This window comes from Alteromonas sp. W364, assembly GCF_031846205.1.
Classification (GTDB): Bacteria; Pseudomonadota; Gammaproteobacteria; order Enterobacterales; family Alteromonadaceae; genus Glaciecola; species Glaciecola blandensis.
In genome coordinates this window covers 152,275-178,053 of the sequence record NZ_JAVRID010000005.1, presented here as the reverse complement: position 1 = coordinate 178,053, position 25,779 = coordinate 152,275, and the positions used below count along the sequence as shown (strand labels likewise).

Annotated in this window: 17 protein-coding genes; 7 read left to right on the top strand and 10 right to left on the bottom strand. The window is 43.4% G+C overall.

The window, feature by feature from the left end; all coding sequences use genetic code 11:
• Window positions 1-16: 16 nt before the first annotated feature.
• Window positions 17-1,291, bottom strand: coding sequence for a sugar MFS transporter (locus RM556_RS09865; RefSeq protein WP_349254655.1), 1,275 nt, complete (start codon window positions 1,289-1,291; stop codon window positions 17-19).
• A gap of 348 nt (window positions 1,292-1,639) precedes the next feature.
• On the opposite strand from RM556_RS09865, the gene RM556_RS09860 reads away from it, so the two are divergent.
• A complete protein-coding gene (locus RM556_RS09860; protein ID WP_311361185.1) occupies window positions 1,640-2,656 on the top strand; it encodes a LacI family DNA-binding transcriptional regulator in 1,017 nt (338 codons plus the stop codon).
• An 81-nt stretch (window positions 2,657-2,737) separates the two neighbouring features.
• On the opposite strand, the gene RM556_RS09855 is transcribed toward RM556_RS09860, so the two are convergent.
• From RM556_RS09855 to RM556_RS09835, 5 genes are all read right to left on the bottom strand, one after another.
• Window positions 2,738-3,682 (bottom strand): alpha/beta hydrolase, encoded by a 945-nt coding sequence (locus RM556_RS09855; protein ID WP_311361184.1) that lies wholly within the window; start codon window positions 3,680-3,682, stop codon window positions 2,738-2,740.
• 43 nt (window positions 3,683-3,725) lie between these two features.
• Window positions 3,726-4,892 (bottom strand): hydroxymethylglutaryl-CoA reductase, encoded by a 1,167-nt coding sequence (locus RM556_RS09850; RefSeq protein ID WP_311361183.1) that lies wholly within the window; start codon window positions 4,890-4,892, stop codon window positions 3,726-3,728.
• Window positions 4,893-5,424: 532 nt separating this feature from the next.
• Window positions 5,425-6,513, bottom strand: a complete 1,089-nt coding sequence (locus RM556_RS09845; protein WP_311374491.1) for a glycoside hydrolase family 5 protein — start codon at window positions 6,511-6,513, stop codon at window positions 5,425-5,427.
• A 12-nt stretch (window positions 6,514-6,525) separates the two neighbouring features.
• Window positions 6,526-8,982, bottom strand: a complete 2,457-nt coding sequence (locus RM556_RS09840) for a GH36-type glycosyl hydrolase domain-containing protein (RefSeq protein WP_311374490.1) — start codon at window positions 8,980-8,982, stop codon at window positions 6,526-6,528.
• On the bottom strand, window positions 8,979-10,841 hold the full coding sequence (locus RM556_RS09835; protein WP_311374489.1) for a sodium:solute symporter family protein: 1,863 nt from the start codon (window positions 10,839-10,841) through the stop codon (window positions 8,979-8,981). The genes RM556_RS09840 and RM556_RS09835 overlap by 4 nt, the downstream gene beginning before the upstream one ends.
• 708 nt (window positions 10,842-11,549) lie before the next feature.
• On the opposite strand from RM556_RS09835, the gene RM556_RS09830 reads away from it, so the two are divergent.
• The 4 genes from RM556_RS09830 (at window position 11,550) to RM556_RS09815 (ending at window position 19,405) form a co-directional block, all read left to right on the top strand.
• Window positions 11,550-14,600, top strand: coding sequence for a TonB-dependent receptor (locus RM556_RS09830; protein WP_311374488.1), 3,051 nt, complete (start codon window positions 11,550-11,552; stop codon window positions 14,598-14,600).
• A 199-nt stretch (window positions 14,601-14,799) separates the two neighbouring features.
• Window positions 14,800-16,299, top strand: coding sequence for a tryptophan halogenase family protein (locus RM556_RS09825; RefSeq protein ID WP_409220078.1), 1,500 nt, complete (start codon window positions 14,800-14,802; stop codon window positions 16,297-16,299).
• A complete protein-coding gene (locus tag RM556_RS09820; protein WP_311361177.1) occupies window positions 16,296-17,870 on the top strand; it encodes a tryptophan 7-halogenase in 1,575 nt (524 codons plus the stop codon). Before RM556_RS09825 ends, RM556_RS09820 begins: the two co-directional genes overlap by 4 nt.
• A 17-nt stretch (window positions 17,871-17,887) precedes the next feature.
• Window positions 17,888-19,405 carry a tryptophan halogenase family protein gene (locus RM556_RS09815; RefSeq protein WP_311361176.1) on the top strand — a complete coding sequence of 506 codons (1,518 nt, stop codon included), beginning with the start codon at window positions 17,888-17,890 and terminating at the stop codon, window positions 19,403-19,405.
• Between the two features lie 8 nt (window positions 19,406-19,413).
• Here the strand turns inward: RM556_RS09815 and RM556_RS09810 are convergent, their stop codons facing one another.
• Both RM556_RS09810 and RM556_RS09805 read right to left on the bottom strand, forming a co-directional pair.
• Window positions 19,414-20,103: a crotonase/enoyl-CoA hydratase family protein gene (locus RM556_RS09810; protein WP_311361175.1), complete on the bottom strand. Its 690-nt coding sequence runs from the start codon at window positions 20,101-20,103 to the stop codon at window positions 19,414-19,416.
• 82 nt (window positions 20,104-20,185) lie between these two features.
• Window positions 20,186-20,329: a hypothetical protein gene (locus RM556_RS09805; RefSeq protein WP_311361174.1), complete on the bottom strand. Its 144-nt coding sequence runs from the start codon at window positions 20,327-20,329 to the stop codon at window positions 20,186-20,188.
• A gap of 297 nt (window positions 20,330-20,626) precedes the next feature.
• Here RM556_RS09805 and RM556_RS09800 point away from each other — a divergent pair, with 297 nt between their 5' ends.
• Both RM556_RS09800 and RM556_RS09795 read left to right on the top strand, forming a co-directional pair.
• The gene (locus RM556_RS09800; RefSeq protein WP_311361173.1) at window positions 20,627-22,276 is read left to right on the top strand and encodes a hypothetical protein; all 1,650 of its coding nucleotides are present in this window, start codon (window positions 20,627-20,629) and stop codon (window positions 22,274-22,276) included.
• Window positions 22,277-22,373: 97 nt separating this feature from the next.
• On the top strand, window positions 22,374-23,789 hold the full coding sequence (locus RM556_RS09795) for a hypothetical protein (protein ID WP_311374486.1): 1,416 nt from the start codon (window positions 22,374-22,376) through the stop codon (window positions 23,787-23,789).
• A 12-nt stretch (window positions 23,790-23,801) separates the two neighbouring features.
• On the opposite strand, the gene RM556_RS09790 is transcribed toward RM556_RS09795, so the two are convergent.
• Both RM556_RS09790 and metF read right to left on the bottom strand, forming a co-directional pair.
• Window positions 23,802-24,767 carry a virulence factor BrkB family protein gene (locus RM556_RS09790; protein ID WP_409220077.1) on the bottom strand — a complete coding sequence of 322 codons (966 nt, stop codon included), beginning with the start codon at window positions 24,765-24,767 and terminating at the stop codon, window positions 23,802-23,804.
• Window positions 24,768-24,887: 120 nt separating this feature from the next.
• A complete protein-coding gene (metF, locus tag RM556_RS09785) occupies window positions 24,888-25,778 on the bottom strand; it encodes a methylenetetrahydrofolate reductase (RefSeq protein WP_311374485.1) in 891 nt (296 codons plus the stop codon).
• Window position 25,779: the final 1 nt, after the last annotated feature.

The window sequence follows — 25,779 nt, the reverse complement described above, 5'->3', positions numbered from 1 at the left end:
GCAGGAAAAAATAGTACTAAGACTCTTTTGGCTTGTAGCCCTTGAAGCCATAATATGCGATATAAACGTAGCAAAAAATAGGCACAATGAACGACAATTGAATACCGATAGTGTCAGCTACTATTCCTTGTAGGGGTGGAATCAATGCGCCACCCACAATGGCGACACAGAGGAAACCCGAACCACGACTGCTCAAAGCGCCAAGTTTATGAATCGCCAAACTAAAAATAGTTGGGAACATGATGGAGTTAAAGAAACCCACACCCAAGATTGACCACATGGCCAGTTTTCCATCCGCAACAATCGCAATGACTATTAGCACAATGACCATTAAAGCATTGAAAGTGAGCACTTTGTTTGCTGCCACCTTCAACATAAGATAAGCACCAATGAAACGACCAATCATCGCACCGCCCCAATAGTAAGTAACGTAGGCAGCACCCACTTTTTCTGTCATGCCGGCAATGTTAGGCTCTTTGAAAAAATTGACGAGCAAGCTTCCTATCGCCACTTCACCACCCACATACATAAATATTGCAAGTACACCCAATACAAGGTGTCGATGTTTGAAAACGGAGTCATTGTCTGCAATGCTAGTTTCTTCATCTTGTTTTAAATTTGGTAGTTTAATAAACGCAAAGATGATCGCTAAAGAAAATAATACCGTGGCTAACAAATAATACGGAAACTTAACGGATGAGGCTTGATCCAGATAGTATTGATTTAGTTGCTCTGGCGCTAAGGCTGCAAGCTGTTCAGCGCTCAACACAGCCACTGACAGTATAAAAACGGAACCAAAAGCGGGAGCTAATGTGGTGCCTAAACTGTTAAATGCTTGGGTTAAGGTTAATCGACTTGAGGCTGTTTTCTCTGGCCCCAAGTGAGAAACAAATGGGTTGGCCGAGACCTGCAATATGGTGATCCCCGAAGCCAACACGAATAAAGCTAAGAGAAACACCCAATACTGATGCACGTCAGCGGCCATAGCAAAACCAACACAACCCAGAGATGCGATAATCAAACCAATCACTAGGCCCTTTTGATAACCTGTTTTTTTCACCATCATGCCGGCAGGATAGGACACTAAAGCGTAAGCACCAAAGAACGCTGAGTTAACCGCCATCGCTTTAAAATAGGTAAGATCAAATAAGGCTTTTAAGTGCGGAATCAAGATGTCATTTAGACTAGTAATAAACCCCCACATAAAAAAGAGAATCGTTAATATTGCTAGTGGTAGTCGATAACTAGGTTGCTGACCTAATTCACCTGCTGTGTTGTTAGTTGTGTCCATTACTTTCCTCTACATGCAATGTGCAAAGTTGCACGGTGCTGTTACATCACTCTTATTATAATTTCATCCATCACATTGATTTTAATGGCTTTTACAGCTCAACTTAAGTGGCAACGAATAAAAATGTAAACGTTTTCATTAAAATAACCCATACTTGTTAATAAATGCAAATAAATTGATCATTTTTTTCACATTTTCTGGCGCAATATCAGCCATACAGTGCTATTCTATGAAGCATAGCAATTTAACTCATGTAAACGATTGCAAATAATTTGCTGTTTTCACCCGTTTCATGAAATAAAAACAAGAGATTTCAAAAGTAAATCCATAGCTAAAAGAGAGATCGCTGTGTCAAAAGTCGGAATCAAAGATATCGCTGCTCGTTCTGGAGTCTCGTCTGCTACCGTCAGTCGTACCCTAAGAAATCCAGAATTAGTAAGTAAGGATACTCGCACCCGCGTGCTCAAAGCTGTCAAGGAAACGGGTTATAAACCGAATCGATTCGGCGCTAGCTTGCGCACCCAAAAAAGCGGGAATGTGGTGGTGGTTATGCCCGACATCACCAATCAAGTGAATGCTGGTATTATTCGTGCCATCGAGAGCGAAGCGCATAAAGCAGGTTATTCCGTTTTACTTGGAGATACACAAAATCAAGAGGAGCGCGAACAACACTACGCCGACATGGTCTCCTCGGGTCAAGCCGATGGTATTTTGATCTTTACTCCCAACCTCCCTTTTACTTTGCAAGAAAATAAACCCGTCACAGAGCAGTTACCGCCTTTAGTAAACTCATGTGAAGAGATCGATAATGAAGATATTTACAAGGTGCTTATCGACAATAAAGCGGGTGGTCGAGCAGCCGTTCAACACCTTCTTGATTTAGGCCATACCTGTATTGCTGCTGTTATGGGACCGAAAGATACGCCGAGCACATTAGAAAGACTCGCTGGTTACAAGCAAGCGTTGACTGAAGCCAATATTGAAATCAATAAAAACTTGATAATTCGTGGCGACTACCGCACCGTTTCTGGTATTGAAGCAATGGAGAAACTGCTTAGATTAAGGCATCGTCCTACAGCCGTTTTTTGCTTCAGTGACGATATGGCGATTGGCGCCATGAATGCTTTGCGCGAATATGATTACCGCATTCCAGAGGATATCTCTGTGATTGGCTTTGATGATATTTCGTATGCTGAACTAATGTACCCTAAGCTCACAACAATCCGTCAGCCCCTCGAAGATATTGGTAGAAATTGCATGCAACTATTGGTTGAGCAATTGAAAGGAAATCGGCCAGAACAAAAAGTGATTAAGCTTCCCTTTGAGTTAGTTGTGCGTCAAAGCACTGGGCCCGTGCCACGCTAAAGATAGAAGTTAAGCGCTCCTGTCATTGCTGCGAAGGCAGCAATCTAGGTTCACTCCTACGAGGGAATGACGAGTAGATTTTCAATCCAAAAAGCTCAGCACTGCGTCAACCGTGGCTTGCGGATCTTCTTCATGGGGTACATGCCCTAGCCCATCAAACACAATCAACTGACTGCCTAGTATCTCTTGATTAAAGCGCTCTCCCTGTTTCAATGGGATAAGCTTGTCCTTGGCTCCCCACAAAATAAGTGTCGGAACCTTTATGTCTGGAATACTGGCCGCTAAAGCCCCTGGCTTTGTTTGTTTGAATCGCTCACTAAGTGCACTTCTATTGCCCTCTCGTAATGACAGCTGATAATAACGCTCGACCAACTCTTGGCTCACGAGATCAGGATTACCATAAACATTCTTTACGCTATTTTCGACTAATGCCTTAGGGATGAAATCTTTTAGTAACACACTGGCGATTGGGTGTTGAGAAATCTTAAAGGCAATTGGCACCGACTCTGACTCATAAGGATAACCACTCGCGTCCACCAGCACCAACTGATGAACACGCGAAGGATGCAGGACGGCTGTTGACCACGCAATATATCCGCCCAAAGAGTTACCCGCTAAAATCGCGTTATCTACACCTAAATGATCCATGACTGTCACGACAAATTCAGCATATCGTTCAATCGTATAATTGTTGTTTGGCTCAGGTCCTGTTAAGCCAAAAGCGGGCAAATCAAAACGAATAACGCGCCTATCCTGAGAAAGCACTTGTGCCCACCCATCCCATGTGTGCAGTGATGCGCTGGTACCATGAATCAATATAATTGGGGCTTTGTCATTTCGAGGCCCTTCATCGCGCAAATGCACTAGCATGCCTGCCAGCTCAATGAATGTAGATGGCGGCTGAGCCCAGCGCTCAGTCAAGTCTGCAAGAGGCCGATCTGGCTCTTTATGCAGATAAACATAAATCCCAAAGCCACAAACTAGGACTATTAAGAAAAGCAAAACACCTTTTAGAGCACGCCACATTGGTCTATTCCTTGTTCATCCAGTTAAAATTTGACATTCTGCCCTAGCGGTTTCTACCTAAACTATCATGGCTACTGACCCAATCGCCCGCAAGCACTGCACTCATCAGCGATAACTCACCGGCTAGCACGGTAGCACCAATTATTTCGGCTAACTTTCTAACCTTACCTTCGCCAGCGCAACCCAGTAATTTTAAACATTCTTGTTGGGTAGGTAAGGCAGTGCCGCCGCCATAAGTCGCGACGATTAATGAGGGGATTGTTATCGATAGATAGTAGTTTCCTTGGTCATCGATATCAGCATAGGTTACTGCCGCTGAAGACTCTGCAACATTAGCCACATCTTGCCCCGTTGCGATGAACGTTGCAGTAATACCATTGGCAGAATGGGCGCCAGTATTTACCGAGCCCGCCATAAAGTTTCCAACCTGCGTAATTGCCCTAGCTTTGTACAATGTCATAGCCGACACACCCATGATTTCTTGAATAAGCTCACTGGGCAGAACGGCTTCAGCAATAACTCTCTTGCCGCGTGTGTTCAGCGTATTGAGTTGCGAATGTTTTTTGTCCGTGTCCATTGCACCCGACAGCATGTAGCGGTCAATTCCGGCATACTGCTTTTTTATCCATTCACAGGCAACATAAGTGGCTTTTCCTACCATATTTTGACCCGCCGCATCACCCGTAGTGAAGTTAAAACGCAAATACCGCATTCGTCCCGCAGCGTATTGTTCAATATTTCGAAGCTTGCCAGATTTTGTCGTCGATTCAGCAACACTTTTTATTGCTTCAACGTTTTCCTCTATCCATACACCGAAGTCTCGTGCTTCTCGTGCATCGTTAAAAATAAAGACTGGCGCTCGCTGCATCGCATCATCGACGACAGTGACCTTTGCGCCACCAGCAGCGCGCAATAAACGCATTCCTCTATTATAACTAGCAACAAGAGTGCCCTCACTTGTTGCCATTGGCACGAAAAACTCTCCCTGTGCATGCTCGCCGTTGACAAACAAGGGACCAGCTAAGCCTATTGGTACTTGCGCAACACCAATAAAGTTTTCGATATTGCCGGCTGTACATTGGGGATCGAAAGAATATTGCCCTATGTGTTCGGTCGACGTACCTGTTTTTTCAAACAAGTAGTCTCGACGCGCTTTCGCCATGTCTGCGGTATAGTCGTTGTCACTGTCTCTTGGGATACGGTTATTCATGAGGGGAAACTCTACTTTTAGCGTGATTCGACGATGTTGTACACGCTAGCCAAAACACGGAATTTACAAATTACACACATACTATTAACAAGATGATGTTAAGTCTATGTATGAACTATTTGTTTTATTTATAGATAGTCTATTCTGCTGACCTTGGTTTCGGGAGGGAAACATCGTGTATTTTAAGACTTCACTGCTGCATCAACCGTCATTGCTGCGAAGACAGCAATCTAGGTTCCCTCCTGCGAGGGAATGACGAGTGGGTTCCCCTCCCCTGTCATTGCTGCGAAGGCAGCAATCTAGGTTCCCTCCTACGAGGGAATGACGAGTAGGTTCCTCCCCCTGTCATTGCTGCGAAGGCAGCAATCTAGGTTCCCTCCTGCGAGGGAATGACGAGTGGGTTCCCCTCCCCTGTCATTGCTGCGAAGGCAGCAATCTAGGTTCCCTCCTACGAGGGAATGACGAGTAGTTCCCTCCTGCGAGGGAATGACGAGCAGGGTTCCCTCCTGCGAGGGAATGACGAGTGGGTTTGCTACTGCGATTGCAATACCTTTTTGAAAAATTCGCCTTGTTCAGTAGGAGTAAAGTCCCAGTCATGAATCATCGTAGGTGACCATTCCGGGTCAAATACCCATGCTACCCAGGAGATATTGCGTTGGTCCATGAACTCAATGATCATGGGCCCATAACTACCATCATTAATGACTGGAATATGGGCGCCTACACCATCCTTTCTTACCCAGCCCAACTCAGTGGCAATAATCGGATATGTCGCCGCAACCTTACCCCACGCGTCATTCCACAGCCTAAAAAAGTTTTCTTTGTTGGCTACACTGGGGCTTTCCTTCTGCGGATATGGATGCGAAGCATAAGCAACTCCGGGGCGTGCAATAGGATTATCAAGTACTGGTCTTAAGTCATAGGCCCAATTGAAACCTGCAACCAATGGAATGACATTGCGATCATGTGCAAAAATCACATCAATCACTTTTTCATTGAAGGCTTTCCATTCCATCCAATCTGCTTTACCTGCTTTGCCACCAATATCGGTCGGTTCGTTAAAAATTTCATAAACGGCAACGGTCGGAATATTGGTGTAACGCTTAGCAATGGTTTGCCAAAATTGCATCGTTTCCTGCTCTGTCGTGACATACATCGGATGCTGAAACAGGCCGTCGGGTAGGTAACCGATTGAGTGCCAATCTATGATCAAATAAATATCGTATGCATTCGCCCACACTACTGCTTGGTCAATTAGTTGTAGGTACTCACTTTCACCTGTAGCTCTCCATCCTATTGGGTGTATAGGTAAACGAATGACGTTTACTCCCCAATCTTTAAGCTCTTTAAACAGTGACTTCTTCCATTGAGATTGATGCACTAGTTTGTCGGGTGAAGCGATATTCATTCCTTTAAACAAAAAAGCATCGCCCTTGTCATCCACTAGTTTATTTCCTTTGACCTTAATGAAGGATTGAGGTTTTAGCTGGCTGGCGTCAAAACCAGCTGGATAAGGAATATTCCACCAATCTTTCTGACCGGCAGAGACGTTTCCCGCCATCAATAAAAAAGCGAAGGTAATAGTGAAAAAGCGTTTACTAGACTCTTTTATATTCTTCATTTTTTATTTCCTCTATGCTTTTTCCAAGGTCAATTCAACTTTATGCGAAGCATTGAATCGCTCAAAGTTAATCGTGTTACCAATTTGCACTTCACCGTCCACAGTTAGTTTGTAAATACCTGTAGACAATCCTTTTGGATTGCTCAGGGTAATATCATACTGAGCCCCACGATACTCTCGATGAATCTTCACCTCTGACCATGATTTCGGTAAACACGGCGATAAAGATAAGCCATCATAGTCCGGCTGAATACCCAAAATATAATGTGAGGCTGCATAATAACACCATGCAGCAGTACCGGTTAACCAAGAGTTCTTTGCTTGCCCTGGCGTTGCCGCATCTCGCCCAGCAACCATTTGACTGTAAACATATGGCTCGCTCTTACGCAGATCTTGTATGTCTTGCAAAAACGACGGCGTTATACGTGTAAAATAGTCGTAACTTTTATCACCATTGCCCAACATCGCTTCAGCAATCACAATCCAAGGATTATTGTGACAGAAGATCCCCGCGTTTTCTTTGTAGCCAGGTGGATACGAGCTAATTTCACCTAAGTATTTATCATATTCTGAATAAGCTGGCTGTTGCAGCATCACGCCATGCTCTGTTGCCAAGTGCATCTCTACTGAACGCAATGCTTTCGCAGCCCTCCCATCGTCCAAGCCAATTCCCGCCATCACACAGAAACCTTGGGACTCTATAAATATTTTACCTTCCTCATTCTCATGGCTCCCCACTTTATCTCCTAAGGCATTGTATGCTCTTAGGAACCAGTCGCCATCCCAACCATGTTCATTCACTGCTTGAATCATAGCGTCAACATGCAACTGGCAATCAGTTGCTAAGTCATCTTTATTTAGCTGCTTACACAGGGCAATAAACTCTTGCCCGTAAGCGACAAATTGACCAGCTATCATGAGTGACTCAGCGATATCGGATTTACCACGTTGCGTCGTTTGAAAAGACTCATTTGGGTCAGTAGAAAAGCAATTTAGATTAAGACAATCGTTCCAATCAGCACGCCCTATCAAAGGCAGCTTGTGTGGCCCTAAATTATTGACGACATGATCAAATGCTCGTTTTAGATGCTCAAAATGTGGGGCTTTCGTTGTATCGTCATTGTCAAAAGGAACTTGCTCATCAAGGATGCTAAAGTCGCCCGTTTCTTTAATGTAGTTACATGTCGAGAATACCATCCACATGGGATCATCATTGAAGTTGCCACCAATAGCGCTGTTGCCTTTTTTCGTTAGAGGTTGATATTGGTGATAAGCCGAACCATCCGCTTTTTGTGTCGCAGATAAGTCTAAAATCCTCTCTCTAACCTTTTCAGGCACCATATGTGCAAAGCCGATAGTGTCTTGATTAGAATCTCTAAAACCCATTCCTCGACCAATGCCTGACTCATAAAAGGAGGCACTACGGGACAGATTAAAAGTGACCATGTTCTGGTATTGATTCCAGATATTTAAAGCCCTGTTGAAACGGTCATCAGGCGTTGAAACATGGCACTTGTTTAGCAAGGTATGCCAATAGGTATGTAGCTCATCCAGTGCAGAATTCACTTTTTCAGTAGTATCAAACTTGGCTATCAATGCCTGCGCTGGCTGTTTATTAATAATCCCCTTTGATTCCCACTTCTCCGCTGGTGCAACTTCGACATAACCGAGAACAAACATCAGTTCACGTGTTTCACCCGGAGCCAGCTTCATATTGATGTGGTGGCTAGCAATAGGTGACCACCCATGCGCTACCGAGTTTGTAGACTGCCCATTGGTAACCGCTAAGGGTTTGTGCACACCGCGATAAGGCCCTAAAAATGATTCACGATCAGTATCGTAGCCAGTGATTGACTGGTTGACGTGGAAGAATGAATAGTGGTTTCGACGTTCACGGTACTCTGTCTTATGAAACAAAGTGCTCCCTTCAACCTCAACTTCGCCTGTAGATAGGTTACGCTGAAAATTCGCGCCATCATCCTCAGCATTCCACAAACACCACTCAAGATAAGAGAACAAGCTTAACTCCTTGCTTGAAGTCCCTTCATTAGTGACCGTCAATTTATGTACTTCTGCCGTTTCACCTAAAGGCACAAAGCAAGTAAGCTCGGAACTAATGCTACCTTTTCTCGATAGAAAGCGACTGTAGCCCATGCCATGGCGGCATTCAAAGCTATCTAATTCAGTTTCAACTGGACGGCCTGAGGCAGACCACATGTCGTCATCCGTTTTTAAGTAATAGTACCGACCACCTGTATCGACTGGCACATTATTGTAACGATAGCGCGTTAAACGGCGAAACTTCGGATCGCGATAGAAGCAATACCCACCCGCAGTATTGGAAATCAAACCATGAAAGCCATCATTGCCTAAGTAGTTGATCCACGGTGTGGGTGTAAAAGGACTAGTGATAACGTATTCATAGTTGGCATCGTCAAAGTGCCCATAGCTTTTGTTTTTTATACTCATAATGCATCAGTTCTTAGTTTATCGTACCAGTTCTTCTTCAAAACTAAGGCACTAATCAACAGGATAGCCATTGTCGTCGCCATCGATTGCCATTCTTTAATGACAATGAATATAGGCAGTGCGACTAAGCATGTTTGCGTTATTACACCTACAACGATGTTTTGCATATCTCGTTTAAAGTGCGGGTTGGGTTTGAAATTTGGATCGTCTCTTAAGACATCAGCTTTTACCGGCCCCCAGAAGCCCCAAGGATTGACCGTTCTGTAAAAGCGTTTGAGTACCTCTCTATCATCCTCTTGCGTGTACAAACTGGTGACCACACAAATTATGCCAGAAGTAATTAAAATTAATGGGAATACGGTTAGCGGTACGATATCACCAGCAACATCTGGGAAAAGACTTTTGAAAATGGGCGGGAACAATAAGGCACCAACAATGCCTGACAACATACCGTAGAAATAGCCCTGTCCATTTAGACGCCACCAATACCATTTCAAGACATTAGAAATAACGTAGCCACCCCAAAGACCGGATACTAACCACTGCAAAACGCTATTGATACTTTGCACATACAAGCCAATGACGGTGCTGATAAGAACAACAGATACCGACACAATATAGCTAGCTCTTATTAAGGTTTTATTTGAAGCGCTAGGATTGATATAGCGTAGATAAATGTCATTCACTAGATAAGCCGGTGCAGCATTCACAGTCGAGGCGAACGTCGACATAAAAGCAGCGATGAGCCCAGCCAGTAGAATTCCCATAATGCCAACCGGGGCGAATTCTAAAATAGCGCTGGGCAGAATATTCTCAAAATCGAGTTTGCCACCAGAAATCAGGTCAAGCTGATCGTAAAACACAATGGCTAATACAGTGAACCCGGCAATCATGAAGTAGCGAATTGGCATCAATACTATAGATACAAAACCACTCATTAAGGCGCCTTCACGAGGAGACTTTGTCGCTAAGATCTTCTGCATGTCATAGTTCGGTGCGGGTCCGGCAGCGCTCACCAGTACGCCCTTGAAAACCATCATCATGACGAAGATGCTGAACAACGAGTAGCCATCTGACAGGATTTTGTCGTTAACTTCGTCGATCTTGCCTGACCAATCGACATCAAGCGTCCAACCAAAGAATGGATTGGCCCACCCCTCTGGTACCGCAGCTTGTAACATTTCTGGCGTAATTTGCACCATGGCAATAATGCCAATAGCGAGTGCTGCGAAGGTCATGATGGTGAACTGCAAAACATCGGCCCACACAATACTCATCATGCCACCTAACATGACATATAAAGTCGCAATCGAGGTGAATAGAATGCCGTAGAAATAAGGCACATTCTGGGCGGCTAGTTCAAATGGTAAGAAAGGAGAAACGGATTCCCATGGAACAAATATTTCGATAAATTTACCAATACCTACAAACCCATAAGCAAGAAAGCCGAGTACCCCAATGATCGCGAAAAGCACCACGACTAAATGAGCTAACTTGCCGCCCTGTCCATCGCCAAAGCGTGTTCTCATCCATTCCGCACCAGTTAATACGTTAGAGCGACGCAGCCATAAAGACAAATAGACCATCAAAAAGACTTGGTTAAATACTGGCCACAACCACGGGATCCAAATGCTTTTCATACCGTAGACGAAACAAAGTGTGACTAACCACATCGTCCCAGATATATCAAACATGCCACTGGCATTGGATAAGCCCAACATATACCAAGGAAGTTTCTTACCCCCTTGGTAATAGGCCTGCATGTCCTTTGAAGCCCGCTTTTTCAAAACAAAACCAATTGCGACAATCGCAATGAGGTAAGCTAGAACGATAGAGATATCAATAATCGAAATTTTCATTCATTTTCACTACTTTCACAGAAAACTATAGTCATTCGCCAATTGTGATGATTCGATATTGACGACAAGCTGGCGGATCAATGAACAAAAAACGGATAAAATATTAATTACCTAGCTACAGGTTTACTCGCAAGCCTATTGTTTTTTATTCTTTTTTTCGTATCCAGCTTATGTTTTTTCATTAATAAGTTAAATTAACATTAGTAATGCTGAGCAAACGATAAATGATTATGTAATCGTTTACAATTCAAAAATAACAATTTGTTTACTTTTACATCACTAAATAGGATTTATTTTCTCTATTAGTTTCAAGCACTTCGAATATCGACATTATTATCAACGCCATATATCACATGACTTGAGAATGAAATAAGCAAACTGTAAACCGGAGTATACAACACTTAAACAGCAAAAAGAAAGCGCTTACATAACTCATTAACAAACTGTTGACAATTTCACAAAACGACATTATGTTACGAACATGTTGGAATTTTTAACATGTGTTTACAGTCGTTTTCTCCAACATAACAAACAGATTGCGCTTTTTTTTAGATGCAAATGAAAACGATTACATGACATTTCGAGCAATAATTTCAAGTTTGGACACACAACTGATTAGATTTGAATGGTTTGAAGTGAAAACCGATAATAAGTCGTGATGGTAGAAGATGACCATCAAAACGCGACCAAAAGACTAGGATTAGACTGATGTCAAAGAGCAATAAGAAACACAACAAGGGTTTAAATACATTATTTAAATACTCCCTACTCGCCTCCGCCGTTATAGGCGTAACGTCTGCTCCGGTATATGCTCAAGAGAAAGCGACCGAAGACGAAGACGATGTAGTAGAAGTTATCGATGTACGTGGCGTGCGTGGAAACTTAATAAAAGCACAGGATATGCGTCGTGAAGGTGAGACTTTACTCGATGCCTTGTCTGCTTCTGATATCGGTGTACTTCCTGACCGCAGTGTCTTGGAAGCGATATCTCGTGTACCGGGTGTATCCATTGGTCGCTTCGCCGCGCCAAATGACCCAGACCACTTTGGTACAGAAGGCAGTGGCCTAGTTGTTCGTGGTTTGACACAAGTGCGCAGCGAATTTAACGGTCGTGACACGTTTACGGCAAACTCTGGTCGGTCCTTAAGTTTTGAAGATGTACCACCAGAACTTATTGGTTCAGTAGAAGTATTCAAGAACCAAACGGCAGATATGGTTGAAGGCGGTATCGCAGGTACCGTTAATTTAAACACGAAAAAGCCATTCGATTCTGGCGAGAGAATCATTGCGTTTTCAGCAGATGCTACCTATGCAGACTTTATAGAAGAAACAACACCGTCCTTCTCTTTCTTATATAGCGACGTATTTGAATCCGACGCGGGACGTTTTGGTTTGTTGTTGAATGCTTCAACGTCTGAGTTAAAAGCACAATCAGATGCCACACAAGTTGGTCAATTCACGGAGCAAAATGCGCAAGTCGATGGGCAAACTGTATTCGTACCTAGGTCTGGTCGTTTTGCTAGAAAGCAAGATGACAGAGAGCGCCAAGGTTTTGCTGCAGTGCTTCAATATGAAAACACAGAAAGAACATTAGAAGTCACCGCAGAGTTTATTCGCTCTGACGCAAACCTTGCATGGACTGAAAACGCGGTTGAATTCGGCGATGATGACCGTATCGGTGATTTGGTGCCTGCAGAAGGCACACAGTATGAATTTGATGACCAAGGTTACTTCCAGAATGGCGTCATTAGCTCAACAGCGGGTTGGCGTGGTCCAGACGAATACGCTGATAGAGCACCAGGAGGAGTTTTCGGTAACTTACACTCTATGGTTTCAAGGGCACGTGAAGACGATAGTTCAGTTCAAGATATCAGCTTTAACGTCAAGTATACGCCAAATGATACTTGGGCCTTCAATTTTGATGTTCAACGCGTTGATGCCGATACGCAAATTCAAGATTTTCAAGTTCAAGGTGGTACACGAGCCGCGGTTTCTCTTGACCTAACACAAGGCAGCACACCTAGAATTGGCTTATTTAATCCTGCCTACACTGCAGATAATCCAGGTCCAGATGGGGACCACTTCACAAACCCAAATAGAACGTTTTGGCGCTCGGCGATGGACCATGTTTCAGATAATGAAGGTCAATCGACAGCATACCGCTTTGATGCTAAATACACCTTAGATAGTGGCTTCATTACTGCCATTACGACCGGCGTACGTTATTCAGATCGTGACCAAACTACGCGTGAGTCTACATATAATTGGGGTAACCTTTCTACACCATGGGCTGGTGGCGGTATTACTTGGTTTGATGATCCTGCAACCCAAAGCTTGCCCACTGACTTAGTGAGTTTTGATAACTTTGGTAAAGGCGGCGTGCTAGATATAGAAGGCGGCAATACGATTTTGTTCCCTGGTATCGAGTTAGCGAAGAACTACAGAGATGCAGTCAATCCTGACAGTCCATTCAATATTTTAGCGGCGCAAGCGCTACCCGGCGGGTGGGCTCCATTAAGTGCACGAGGTAATGTTATCCCGGGTACAGATTTCACGCCTGGCGAAATAAACGAAACCAGCGAAACATCGACTGCACTTTACGCAAAAGCAAATTTTGATGGCGAATTAGGCGATATGGATTACCAAGGTAACTTTGGTTTACGTTATGTAAAACTAGAAAACGATACTTTTGGTTCGGTTATCTATCCAGACAACCTAATAGATGGTCCAGAAGATTTAGATAACTTCCTTCCTGCAGATCAAGCCGCTTTTGGTAATGATACGAGTGTTCCTAGTACCGTAAGTGACGACTACACTAATGTCTTACCTAGCTTTAATATTAAGCTTAATTTAAACGAAGACATGTTGATGCGTGTGGGCATTTCAGAAGCGATTGCCTTGCCGCAGCTAGGCTTGCTGAGAAACTATGTCAACATTCAGGGCGTGGATCGCACGACCGTAACAGAGCCAGATCCGAATGGCGGTGAGCCGATTCCAGTGCTATCAACAATTGGTCGTTATATTGCGAACTCTGGTAATCCGAACTTGAAGCCAATGGAGTCGTATAACTTTGATGTTACCTTCGAGTGGTACTTTGCTGAAGCGGGTTCACTAACAACCTCACTATTCTACAAAGACCTTAAGAACTACTTCATTAATGATGCGCGTCCTAGAGAGTTTACTAACAATGGTTCCACACAAACAGTACTTGTTTCTGGCGCATATAATGGTGACGAAGGCAAAATTCAAGGATTTGAAGTTGCGTACCAGCAGTTTTTTGATTTCCTACCAGAAGGCTTTGATGGTTTAGGTGCACAGTTCAACTACACTTACGTAGATGAAGAGGGCTCGCCGAACGCGAACTTATCTCCAGATGCGCCGGGAGATGCAGCTCAAAACGTTCAAGCGTTTGAAAACTTGCCTTTAGAGGGCTTATCCAAGCACACGATGAACATTACAGCCTTATACGAGAAAGATAAAATTAACGCTCGTTTGGCGTATAACTGGCGTTCTGAGTACTTGTTAACCACGAGGGACGTTATCACTGCCTTACCTATTTTTAGTGAAGGCGCAGGTTACCTTGATGCATCTATTTTCTATCAAGCAACCGATAACATTCAAGTGGGCTTCCAAGCGACTAATATCACCGATACAGAAAGCGTAACTCAGATGCAGGTAACGCCTGAAGGTGACCGTCGTACAAGAGGGGTGTTCGTTAACGATAGCCGTTACAGCTTCATTGTGAGAGGTAACTTCTAAAATTTGTGTCCCAGATAGAATAGTAATTTCTATCATTGTAATTTGCCGGCACCTTAATGTGCCGGCAATTACTTTTTTAAATAGTCGTAGTCTGTTATAAAAACATCAGATCTTATTTTTGAGTGTTATTCCTTTGTCCAATACTGCAACACATCCAATTAAAAACATCGTCATCCTAGGCGGAGGCACTGCCGGATGGATGACAGCTGCAGCTTTATCAAAACTACTAATTCCTCACTATACCGTTACGCTTATTGAATCTGAACAAATAGGCACTGTGGGCGTGGGTGAAGCGACATTACCGCACTTACGTTTTTTCAATCAGCGTTTGGGTATCAATGAGCAAGAGTTTATGCGCGAAACTGGTGCTACCTACAAAGTGGGTATAGAGTTCGCTAACTGGGGCCAACAAGGTCAAGCTTATATTCACCCTTTTGGAGACTATGGACACAAAATTCAGAACATTGGTTTTCACCACTTTTGGTTAAAAGAATACTTGTCAGGCCGAGCTCATAGTATCGACGACTATTCTCTGCCCGTTGTTGCCAGCTTGGCTGAAAAGTTTCAGTTCCCCAGCCAAGACTTTAATCATGTCAGTTCTACATTTTCTTATGCTTACCATATTGACGCTGGCCGCTACGCTCGGTTTTTACGAAAGTTCTCCGAAAATCTGGGCGCTAAGCGTATAGAAGGAAAAATCATCGATGTCGTTCAACGCGCTAGCGACGGCAGTATCACCAGCCTAATCTGTGAGAACGGACAACGTATTGAAGGCGAATTGTTCATTGACTGCTCAGGCTTTAGAGGCCGTTTAATTGAGCAAGTTTTGCATGCAGGATACGAGGACTGGTCGCACTGGCTTCCCTGCAATCGAGCCGTCGCCGTTGCTTGTGAGCAAAACTCCGCACCTTTACCGTATACGAAAGCCATTGCCAGAGACGCAGGTTGGCAATGGCGTATTCCCTTACAACATCGTTTAGGTAACGGTCACGTATACTGCGATAGTTTTGTAAACCAAGATCAAGCCCTCGATACTTTGCTACAGAATTTAAGCGGCAAACCAATCACAGAGCCAAATCATTTACGTTTCGTTACTGGCAAACGCAAAAAAGCGTGGTCACACAACTGCGTGTCGATTGGCCTATCGAGTGGATTCTTAGAGCCATTAGAATCCACAAGCATATTCTTGATTCAAGCTAACATAATGAAGTTGCTCGAACTCATGCCAAGGTCTTCTCAAATGGCAGCGAACCGAGATGAGTTCAATCGCACATTCGACAATGAAATGGATCGTATTAGAGACTTTCTGATTCTTCATTATCATGCTACCCATCGCGAGGATACTGAATTTTGGCGGTACTGCAAACACATGTCGATACCGCACAGTCTGGAACAAAAAATGGCTTTGTTTAAAGAAACTGGGGTAATCGAAACCTATCAGCACGGCCTTTTCTTAGAGCCAAGTTGGGTAGCTGTTTATTTGGGTCAAAAGTATTTTCCGAAACGCTACGACCCAAGAGTAGATAATGTGCCCGAGAACACGGTGAGCCAATTACTCGAAACCATTCGAAACGAAGTGAGTGACTACAGCGACTCAATGCAAAGCCACGAAAATGCAATACAACAACTACTGCAGCAAACGTCAACTAGAGTCGAAACTCAAGGTAATAACCTCTATGGCAATAGGCGAGCTGTATGAGTTTACAAAATATCGCCATCGTCACCGACACTCATACCGCTCTCAACGGACTGATCACCGCCCTCACTTTACAAGATAAGCTCGCGAGTTTGGACTGTGCTTTGAGCGTTTATATTGAGCAAGCTCCAGAGTCAAAATCAGAGTACAAAAACCAACATTATTGGTACCTAGTTGAACAAGATCTCATTCGCATTTTCAAGACACTTGGGCTATCAGAAGACGCGCTAGTAAAGCATTGTGACGGTAATATTCACTTTGGCGAGATGCACAAGACAGTTCAAGCAGACAAAGTTAATTTGACGCAAAAATTCAATAGCCGGGCCCCCTTAGGCGTCAGCATATCTGGTGTTGAGTTTCATCATTTACTAGTCCAAAGCCAACAAAAAGAACAGACTATTGATGAGAGCCTAGTGAGTTATTCATTAGTTGGTCAATTGTATGCCCAAAATCGTTTTATGCCACCTAGTCATGACAAACGCAGCATTGCCTCCAGTGTTGAGTACGGTATTGTAGTCAATGCTAAGAAGCTTCAAGAGCAGTTGACTTACCTCTGCGATAAACTGGGAATTAGCACGCACCAATCAACGGATCTGAAACTAATAAAACAAAGCGAAGTCACCCCCACATATAGCGAACAAGCGCTCGGCAAAGTTAACTTTATAGCGCTTGGTAGCGATGGCTCAGCCGAGCACTTTCCCGTGGATTTCGTATTCGACACTCGCTTTAACATGGCCGACTCGACAAAGGATAAGCTTAGTCAACTGACTTGGACGGGTGAGATTGAATGCAAAATCAAAGGTCAGGAAAGCGACGGATGTCAGCATGATATTATTAAGCTTAACAATGGCCTAGCTCAATTAATACAAGTTAATAAGCAACTCACGATTGAGCTTACCTTACGCGGCACAGAGCAAAAGATAAAAGACGCTAGCCTGGCCGAAATTAATACATATTTAGCCAACACTTACTCACTCAACACAGAGAGTATGAGGTGGCAAAGCACGACTAAAACCCAAAATATGCAATGCGAGAGACTTTGGAGCACCAACACCATTGATTTAGCGAGCGTGACAGCTACCCTCAATTATTTACCGATGCGCCGCACAGCAATTAGTGACATCATTGACTTATGGTTGCAGTTTTATCCGGCAAAATTTGAGGAAGCTAGCGAAACCTATCCAATTTTGAGCGCTACGTTTAACCAACTCGCCCTGAAATATCAGCGAAATTTAGGTGATTTTGAAAGCTTGTTGTTACTCCCCCATGCTGAGAATACCTCGAAAGGCGATGGCGAATATTCAAAATGCTACTCTCCAAGCTTATTGGCAAGAATCAATCTATTTGAACATACCGGTACAGACTACCTAACTGAGCAAGACTGCATTGCTCCACATGCTTGGCGAAACTTAGCATTAGCAATGTCATATTGGCCTAAAAACTACGACCCGGTTACGAATAATATTCCGAATGTCCCGAATATCATCAGCAATATGGTGCAACAAATTAAAGCAGCGTCGAAGCAGGCCCCGAGTCTCAGTCAATTTCTCAGCAGCGTCGCTAAAGCAAGTTAATTAGGATAATAATAAAAATGAATTCATCACAAAACAACATTCAAAATGTCGTTATTCTAGGCGGAGGTTCGGCAGGCTGGATGACAGCCGCAGCGCTATCAAAAGTCTTTAACAGCGATAAATGTAATATCACCTTAATTGAATCCGAATCTGTCGGAACGGTTTCTGTGGGTGAAGCCACCATTCCGCAAATATCCCTATTTAATACCTTGCTTGGCATAGACGAAAATAAGTTTGTAAAATTTACTAAAGGTACATTCAAGTTAGGTATCGAATTCGCTAATTGGAAAAAGAAAGGCCATTCCTACATGCACCCCTTTGGTACATATGGTACCAACATGGATGCCATCCAATTCCATCACTATTGGTTAAAAATGTATTTACAAGACAAGGCCCCAGACTTGTCGGCCTATTCATTGCTTTGCAATGCAGCTTACAAAGGTAAATTTAATCGCTCTCAAGCGATTAAAAACAGTCCACTTTCCAATATTGCCTATGCCTTTCATTTTGACGCTACCTTATACGCTAAGTATCTGCGAAGCTTCTCTGAAGAACGCGGAGTGACACGCATTGAAGGCAAAGTAAAGGATGTGTTTACGCGCAGTAGTAATGGTTTTATAGACTCCTTGTTGCTTGAAGATGGTCAACGCATTGAGGGGGATTTATTCATTGATTGCTCTGGCTTTAAAGGCTTGTTAATTGAACAAACCCTAAAGACTGGCTTCGAAGATTGGAGTGAATGGCTTCCGTGTGATCGCGCAGTTGCTATGCAATGCATGCCAAAGGACGAAGTCAAACCCTACACTAAGTCGACCGCGCAAGATGCCGGTTGGACATGGCGGATCCCATTACAACATAGAATTGGCAACGGTTACGTTTACCCCAGTCAATATGTTAGCGATGAAGAAGCACTAGAAACACTGCGCGGGCAAATGGAAAGCGAGCCCATTACTGAACCCAACTTTCTGCGTTGGCAAACAGGTCGTCGTAACAAAATGTGGAATAAAAATGTTGTCGCCATTGGCTTATCCGCCGGCTTTATTGAGCCATTAGAATCCACAGGCTTGCATTTAATACAAACAGCAATTTCGCGTCTTATGGGCTTTTTCCCGCACAGAGGCTTTAACCAAATTGATATTGACCACTTTAATGAACAGTCAAAATTGGAAATGGAACAAATACGCGACTTTATTATCTTGCACTACAAACTCACTGAGCGCGAAGATACGCCGTTTTGGGAGTATTGTAAAAACATGCCAGTGCCGAAAAATCTGGAAGACAAAATGGCCCTATATGAATCAAATGGGCGCATTTTCCGCTACGAAACAGAACTATTCGATGAAACATCATGGTTGGCGGTGATGCATGGACAGGGGTTGAGGCCAGAAGGCTATCACCCGATTGTAGATAACCTGCCAGAGGAAGAAGTATCTCGGCGCCTGCAGCACATACAATCGGTGATAGATAAATCGGTTGATACCTTACCGACACAAGATGAATTTATCGCTAAATTCTGTGCGGCAACACCCGACTAATTTACTTACTATAAACTGGCGTGCTTGTCTTTTTCGATAGACTCATCGAGCACGCTCAATAGGTCTGCACGCGCTTTTAACTTAGTATTTACGTGGGCTTTCATATTTAGTTTTGTTAATGACTGCGCAACAAAATTTACCGTAGCTTCAAACTCACTAGCTGGCACAACTTTATCTAAGAAGCCTGCCGTAACGGCATCTTCCGGCCCAACCATTTCAGCCAAATTAACGCTTCGATTAAAATAAACAGGCGCTAAACGACCTCTTGCGATTTCAATACCTGCATGGTGCATACTCATGCCGATTGCCACTTCGTTCAAACCAATTTTAAAATCGCCTTGTACGCCAATTCTATAGTCAACTGATAAGAGCAGAAATGCGCCTTTTGCTACTGCATGTCCTGGACAGGCTGCAACAACTGGAAAAGGAAAGGACAGAAGGCGTCGAGATAAGGTAGACCCCTTCTCAACCAAAGCCATTGCTTTGGCCATACTTTCTTTCATGACTTTAAGATCGTAACCACCAGACAACATGCCAGCTTGTCCAGTTAATACAACGACCGCTTTCGCAGCTTCAGCTTGGTCTAGCGCAGCATTTAGCTCATCAATCACTTGATGAGATATGGCGTTCACTTTGCCATTTTGAATACGAATGGTAGCGACATTATTCTCAATGCTGCAATTTACAACTTCACTCACGGCTTTCTCCTAAGACAATTTTCTTAGGTATATTGAAAACCTTTAGTCACTAAAAAGCGAGTCTTTTTTAGAAGTGCGCAGTCTATCCACCTGCTGGTGTCGTTCCCCCAGATGCAGGACTGGCTGGCACTTGGTTTGGCGTTGCTGGTGTTTCAGTGTTTTCTGATTGCTCTTCAGCCGGCGCTTCGCCTCGGCTTCTGTCGTTTACGTGGTCTTCTTTTGACATGAGAATTCTCCAAATAATTAAGTTTTGTTTGTGCAATAAACAGGTAAATGCGCTAACGCGACTACTCTGATCTAAGTGCAATTCCCCATAGTTAAAGCCACACTGTGGTGATAAGTCTGCAATGTATACTTCTCGCTAAGCGTTCTCACTTGTACTATATTTGTACAGACAATACAAACAACTATTTTACATTGAGGCTGCAAACCCGGAATGACCGACATAGGAAGCAAGCCCCCGATAGGGAAATCAATAAGACTATTTGCGAACACTTTTTACTATGTATCCTTGGCAATTATAGTGTTGTTTATATTCATAGGCGCAATTGGTACTGCCAGCTTAAATAAAAAAGAAAATGCAGGCATCCAACAGTACGGTGCCTCTATTTTCAAATATCCCTTCATTAATCGTTATGCATTGTTTTCTCATGAAGGCTCGAGTTTGTACCAGCAGGGTTTCGACCATAGCCGCTTGTTTAAGATAAATGCTTGCGATGTTTCTCAATTTAATAGCGTTAAAGCGCTATTTTCCTGCGCCAAAATAGCAGAAACAAAAAATTCAGAACAAGGTGGTTCTAAAGTAGAAAGTGCACAAACCTTAAGCTTATCGCTAGAGCGATATGATCAGCTTAAAACGTATACTGTCGCGAAGTTACCTGCAATAAAACAAGGTGAATCAAACGACAAGACGGTCAAACAGAACGATAAAAAAGGTATGCAGCATAATGTGCCTTATATTTTACTCGATACTTTTCTACTTGGCGTATGTTTAGCGCTTTCCTTACTCTTATTCAATAAAGCACGCCACTTCCTATCGGGCTATCTTATTAGCCTAACGCTATTACTTGCTGCTGGTGAAAGTAAGTTTTTTTATATTGGTTCCAATGCCATTGATGCAGGTCTATTTGAAACATTACGCATCAGTATTGCTTTACTCATAGGCCCTATTGGACTTTATTGTTTTCCTCAAGCGGATCATCAAGATGTTTGGCGTAAGCCTCAATTTTATGGCGTCATGTTCTGCGCGTTACTTATGTTGGTCAGTTTTCAATTAATCAATGTTGACTGGTATCCGAAGGCTTTTACTGTTTATCTAGCGAGTATCTCGCTATCGCTGTTTGTGCTTGTACTGCACTTTATATTTAAGTTTCGAAAAGTACTCAACACAAAAGAACGTAAGCAAGTACTTACAATGGTGTATTGCCTTAGTATTGGATTATTACTCTACTTCCCTCTGATGACTTGGGGAGGAAAATACGGGGTATTGGCCGGTCGTTATATTATCGTGCTGAGTATTGGTTTGGGTATTTTCTTTGCTTTAATGCGTTACGGCCTTTGGCAGGTCAATTCCTTGATTTCCAAGTCTGCTACCTTGAGCTTGCTTTCGATCCTCGCATTTTCAGCTTGGGCGGGTTTAGACCAAGGCATGCAGGTGTTACTGAATCAGACCCTTGGTTTGAGTAATAAAACCTTTTCAGCATTTGTTGCCGCTGCGATAAGTTCATTATTCGCGATTCCAGCCTATCAATATATCTCCAAGTCCTGCGATGCCTTTTTTAACAAAGATCTGCACATGCTTAAGCGCTTTCTTTCCAAAGATATTTTGGTACTTGCTGAAACGCAAAAACTGCAGGTCTTCGTCACTCAATTGGGTACGCGTTTGTTGGAACTCAGCGGCGCCCACAAAATAGAACTGAGCTTTATTGATCACAATCGTTTATCGGAACCTGTCAGCTTCAACAGCAGTAAAGAAGACAAAACTGCAGATTACTTTACCAAAGATGAAGTGTTCGAATATGAACTCACTGGACTTTTATCTTTGGCATTTACACTGCATTTTATTGATAGGCGCATTAACAATGAAATTAAACATGAATTAAATGAAGGAACTGACGAAATTGCTCGTGCGTTAGCATCTTGTACACGTTGGAATCACCTAGAGGCCTTGTAGTCAGGCTCAAATTTAAATTCAGTGACCTTCTTACCAAAAGCTGTTAGCTTGAATAAAAAATAAGCAGTATTGAAAATAACAATAATAGGAACATCCTGTGTCTACTAATACTGAAATCAATCAAACAACGAGCAATCCCTCCATAAAACTAGTCACCGTGCATGGCACGGGAGCTGGTGATGTTACCAGCTCTGGCGATAAATGGTGGCAGTTAGGCAGCGTTTTCATGGGTAAACTACAACAAGGTCTAGAGCTCGAACCAGATCAAGTCGACATTGTCCCTTTTCAATGGGAAGACGGTCCGAATAGCGAAGAAAAGCGGCGTGCAGCAGGATGCTCGTTGGCGAAGCTATTGCTTAGTTACGACGCTGCACAACAAGACTACTATTTAGTTGGGCATAGCCACGGTGGCTCCGTCATATACAATGCACTCTTAAAATCAGTCGCTGATAATACTCCTTTCGAGAGGCTTAAGCTTTGGTGTACTGTTGGTACTCCTTTCCTAGATTACCGCCCCAATACCTTTCTATTTCAGCGTTTACGCAGTTTGGGTTTAACTATTTGTACCACTGGCATTGTCTTATTCATACTCGGTTTATGGATTGCTGCAATCGGCTTCTTCGGTGACCAACTTGATGAGACAGTACTTGATATGGGGTATGCAATGATGTTGTATGGCCTGATCAATTATGGGGCTTTATGGCTGTATGAGCATCGTAAAAAAAGTTGGTTCACACTGAAGCAAAAGAGGCAAACCGAGGAGCAATACGGTGAAAGATGGTGCGGCCTCTGGCACAAAGAAGACGAGGCAATCAGCGCACTGAGTAACATCCGACAAATCAATGCACCAATCGTACCGAATAACTTTCTAGCCCCCATTGTGTCCAGCTTACAGTTTGTCGCGGTGATTTTTGTGGGTCTCTACTTCGCCATAGATATTGCGTTTCATGATAGTAAAGAAATACTCGGAATTGCCCACTTTTTCTTGGAAGACATGGAAGAGGAAGGCTTTGGTGTTGGCTTTTTCACTTGGATGATGTTGGTCATGATTCTGGCTTTCTGCATTCCGATTATTTGGATATTCACCAAAATACTCAGCTTTCTTGCAGGCATTGTTGGGCGACCTTTGTCATCTTTGCTGAACAATATCGTTTGGACGTCAATTAAACAGCGAGCATGGGGAGATGATCTATTGAAAGAAGACGTGTATGCGGTAGGTTCACACCCCCCTTTATTCAAACATCAATGTGACTTTTTAAGCGAAAACATCGCCGCCCCCCTGCGCAAGCATAGCGAAAAGAATGCCATTAAGACCTTACATAAGGTCAGAGTCGTGTTGGGCATGTCGGAACAAGCGGGAGGAAGCCCCGATATTCGCTGCGAACTGAGCGAAAGCCTAAACTGGCAGGAACTGATACACACCTCATATTTCGATGTGCCTGAGTTTATAGATTTACTGACGAGTAGTTTGCGGGATAGTGGCTTGAGTAATAAGAATCCAAACAAGGACTAAGGCGTTGAGCACTTAGTCCTTTGGCTTATCTTCGTCACTTGCCTTTGATACCTTTGCCTCTTTCGGTTTTTCGAGGGCTTTTCTCTCATTTTGCGCTTCTTCTTCAGCTTCATCTCTTGCATCACAAGTCACAGTGATGCTGTAAGTAAATACGGCGCCCAGCAGTACCACAATCCAGCTCAGATAGACCCAAACAAACAATATTGGCACAACCGCAAGCGCACCATAAATCACTTGATAGGATGGGAAACTAGTTACGTAAGCGGCAAAGCCTTTCTTCGAAAGCTCAAACAACACAGTTGCCAGAATTGCACCACATAATGCATATTTTGCGCGTACTGGACGATTAGGCACAATCATGTACAAAATCAAGAATGCACCGATTGCAGCGAAGCTTGGTACTAATTTTAGGAAAAAGGTACCTAAACCTGGGGTATATTCTTCCGCAAACGCCGCCAACCCAGCTAGATATGAGCTTACAACAATACTCGAGCCAATTAACAATGGGCCTAAGGTAATAACCATCCAATATATTGCGAAGGTATAAATTAGCGGGCGTTGGACTTGCGTGCGCCAGATGTGATTAAAGGTTTTATCAATATTCGAAATGAGTAAAAGCGCCACCACCAAAAGTGAAATAATACTCACAGCACCCATGCTAGAGGCGTTAGACACAAAATCACCCATGTAATCTTGCACCACATCACCGGCAGTGGGCACAAAGTTATTAAAAATGAAGTTCTCTAGTTGTTCACGCACATCTTCAAATGCAGGGAAAGCTGACATGATCATAAAGAAGACCATAATGACAGGCACTAATGAAAGCAAAGAAACGTAGGCTAAATGCCCTGCTGAAACGGTGATACGCTCACTACGGATATGGTCAACAAACGCTTTGCCAATATTAATTAGCAAAGGTTGATAGTAACTTACTTTTTTATTTACGTAGTCAGGTAGATTCAAGGTAGCGCAACTCAATGATGACAATGGACGTTAGACCTGCAGTTTACAGTGTTCCATCGCAAACTTAAACTACAGGTGTACCGTAAACTTCAAGGGCTAAGGCCCCACTCAAGCCTAATCAGGAAATAACACTGCCTATTTCGAATGGCTACGCAATCCTAGCATATGACATATTGCGTAACTGAGTTCACTGCGATTCAGAGTATAAAAGTGAAAGTGCTTCACCCCTTCTTTAGCTAACACCTTGACCATATCCATGGCTATGTTGGCACCAAGTAGGTTACGAGTTGCTTGATCGTCATCATCTAAACCTTCATACATTTTATGCAACCAATTTGGTACATGCACATTTGTAAAACCAGCAAAGCGCTGAAGAGTTTGATAGTTGGTCACGGGCAGAATACCGGGTACGATATCCAAGTCGATACCAGCAGCCGCGGCGCGGTCCCGAAAACGCAAGAACACACTGGTGTCGAAAAAGAATTGGGTGATTGCTTCATTCGCACCCGCTTCAGCTTTGCGTTTTAGATTCAATAGATCAAATTGAGCATTAGGTGCTTCTGGATGCTTTTCTGGATAAGCCGCGACCGAAATATCAAAATCTGCCACGTCCTTTAAAAGCGCGACTAAGTCTGAAGCGTACATATCAGTTTTATCCACACCTTGAGGTAAGTCTCCGCGCAGGGCAACGATGCGCTTGATGCCTGAGTCCCAGTAGTCCTTTGCAATTTGCTTTAACTCGCTAGGTGAGGCATCAACACATGTAAGGTGTGGTGCTGTTGGCACGCCTGTTTCGTTGTTAATACGCTTAACAACAGAATGAGTGCGATCACGTTCACCGCTATTCGCCCCATAGGTTACTGACATATATTTGGGTTTAAGAGGTGCTAATCGCTCAACAGATTTCCAAAGGGTGCTTTCCATTGCCGCAGAATTTGGCGGAAAAAACTCAAAAGACACCTCGATATCTCTCAATTCAGATAGAGATTGATTCAGTGCATCAATACCCTGTGCGTAGGAAACCATG

What these genes read in the sequence shown, in the direction of transcription:
- RM556_RS09865 (WP_349254655.1), bottom strand. Translation starts at nt 1,291, where the DNA reads ATGGACACAACTAACAACACAGCAGGTGAATTAGGTCAGCAACCTAGT.
- RM556_RS09855 (WP_311361184.1), bottom strand. Translation starts at nt 3,682, where the DNA reads ATGTGGCGTGCTCTAAAAGGTGTTTTGCTTTTCTTAATAGTCCTAGTT.
- RM556_RS09850 (WP_311361183.1), bottom strand. Translation starts at nt 4,892, where the DNA reads ATGAATAACCGTATCCCAAGAGACAGTGACAACGACTATACCGCAGAC.
- RM556_RS09845 (WP_311374491.1), bottom strand. Translation starts at nt 6,513, where the DNA reads ATGAAGAATATAAAAGAGTCTAGTAAACGCTTTTTCACTATTACCTTC.
- RM556_RS09840 (WP_311374490.1), bottom strand. Translation starts at nt 8,982, where the DNA reads ATGAGTATAAAAAACAAAAGCTATGGGCACTTTGACGATGCCAACTAT.
- RM556_RS09835 (WP_311374489.1), bottom strand. Translation starts at nt 10,841, where the DNA reads ATGAAAATTTCGATTATTGATATCTCTATCGTTCTAGCTTACCTCATT.
- RM556_RS09830 (WP_311374488.1), top strand. Translation starts at nt 11,550, where the DNA reads ATGTCAAAGAGCAATAAGAAACACAACAAGGGTTTAAATACATTATTT.
- RM556_RS09825 (WP_409220078.1), top strand. Translation starts at nt 14,800, where the DNA reads ATGACAGCTGCAGCTTTATCAAAACTACTAATTCCTCACTATACCGTT.
- RM556_RS09820 (WP_311361177.1), top strand. Translation starts at nt 16,296, where the DNA reads ATGAGTTTACAAAATATCGCCATCGTCACCGACACTCATACCGCTCTC.
- RM556_RS09815 (WP_311361176.1), top strand. Translation starts at nt 17,888, where the DNA reads ATGAATTCATCACAAAACAACATTCAAAATGTCGTTATTCTAGGCGGA.
- RM556_RS09805 (WP_311361174.1), bottom strand. Translation starts at nt 20,329, where the DNA reads ATGTCAAAAGAAGACCACGTAAACGACAGAAGCCGAGGCGAAGCGCCG.
- metF (WP_311374485.1), bottom strand. Translation starts at nt 25,778, where the DNA reads ATGGTTTCCTACGCACAGGGTATTGATGCACTGAATCAATCTCTATCT.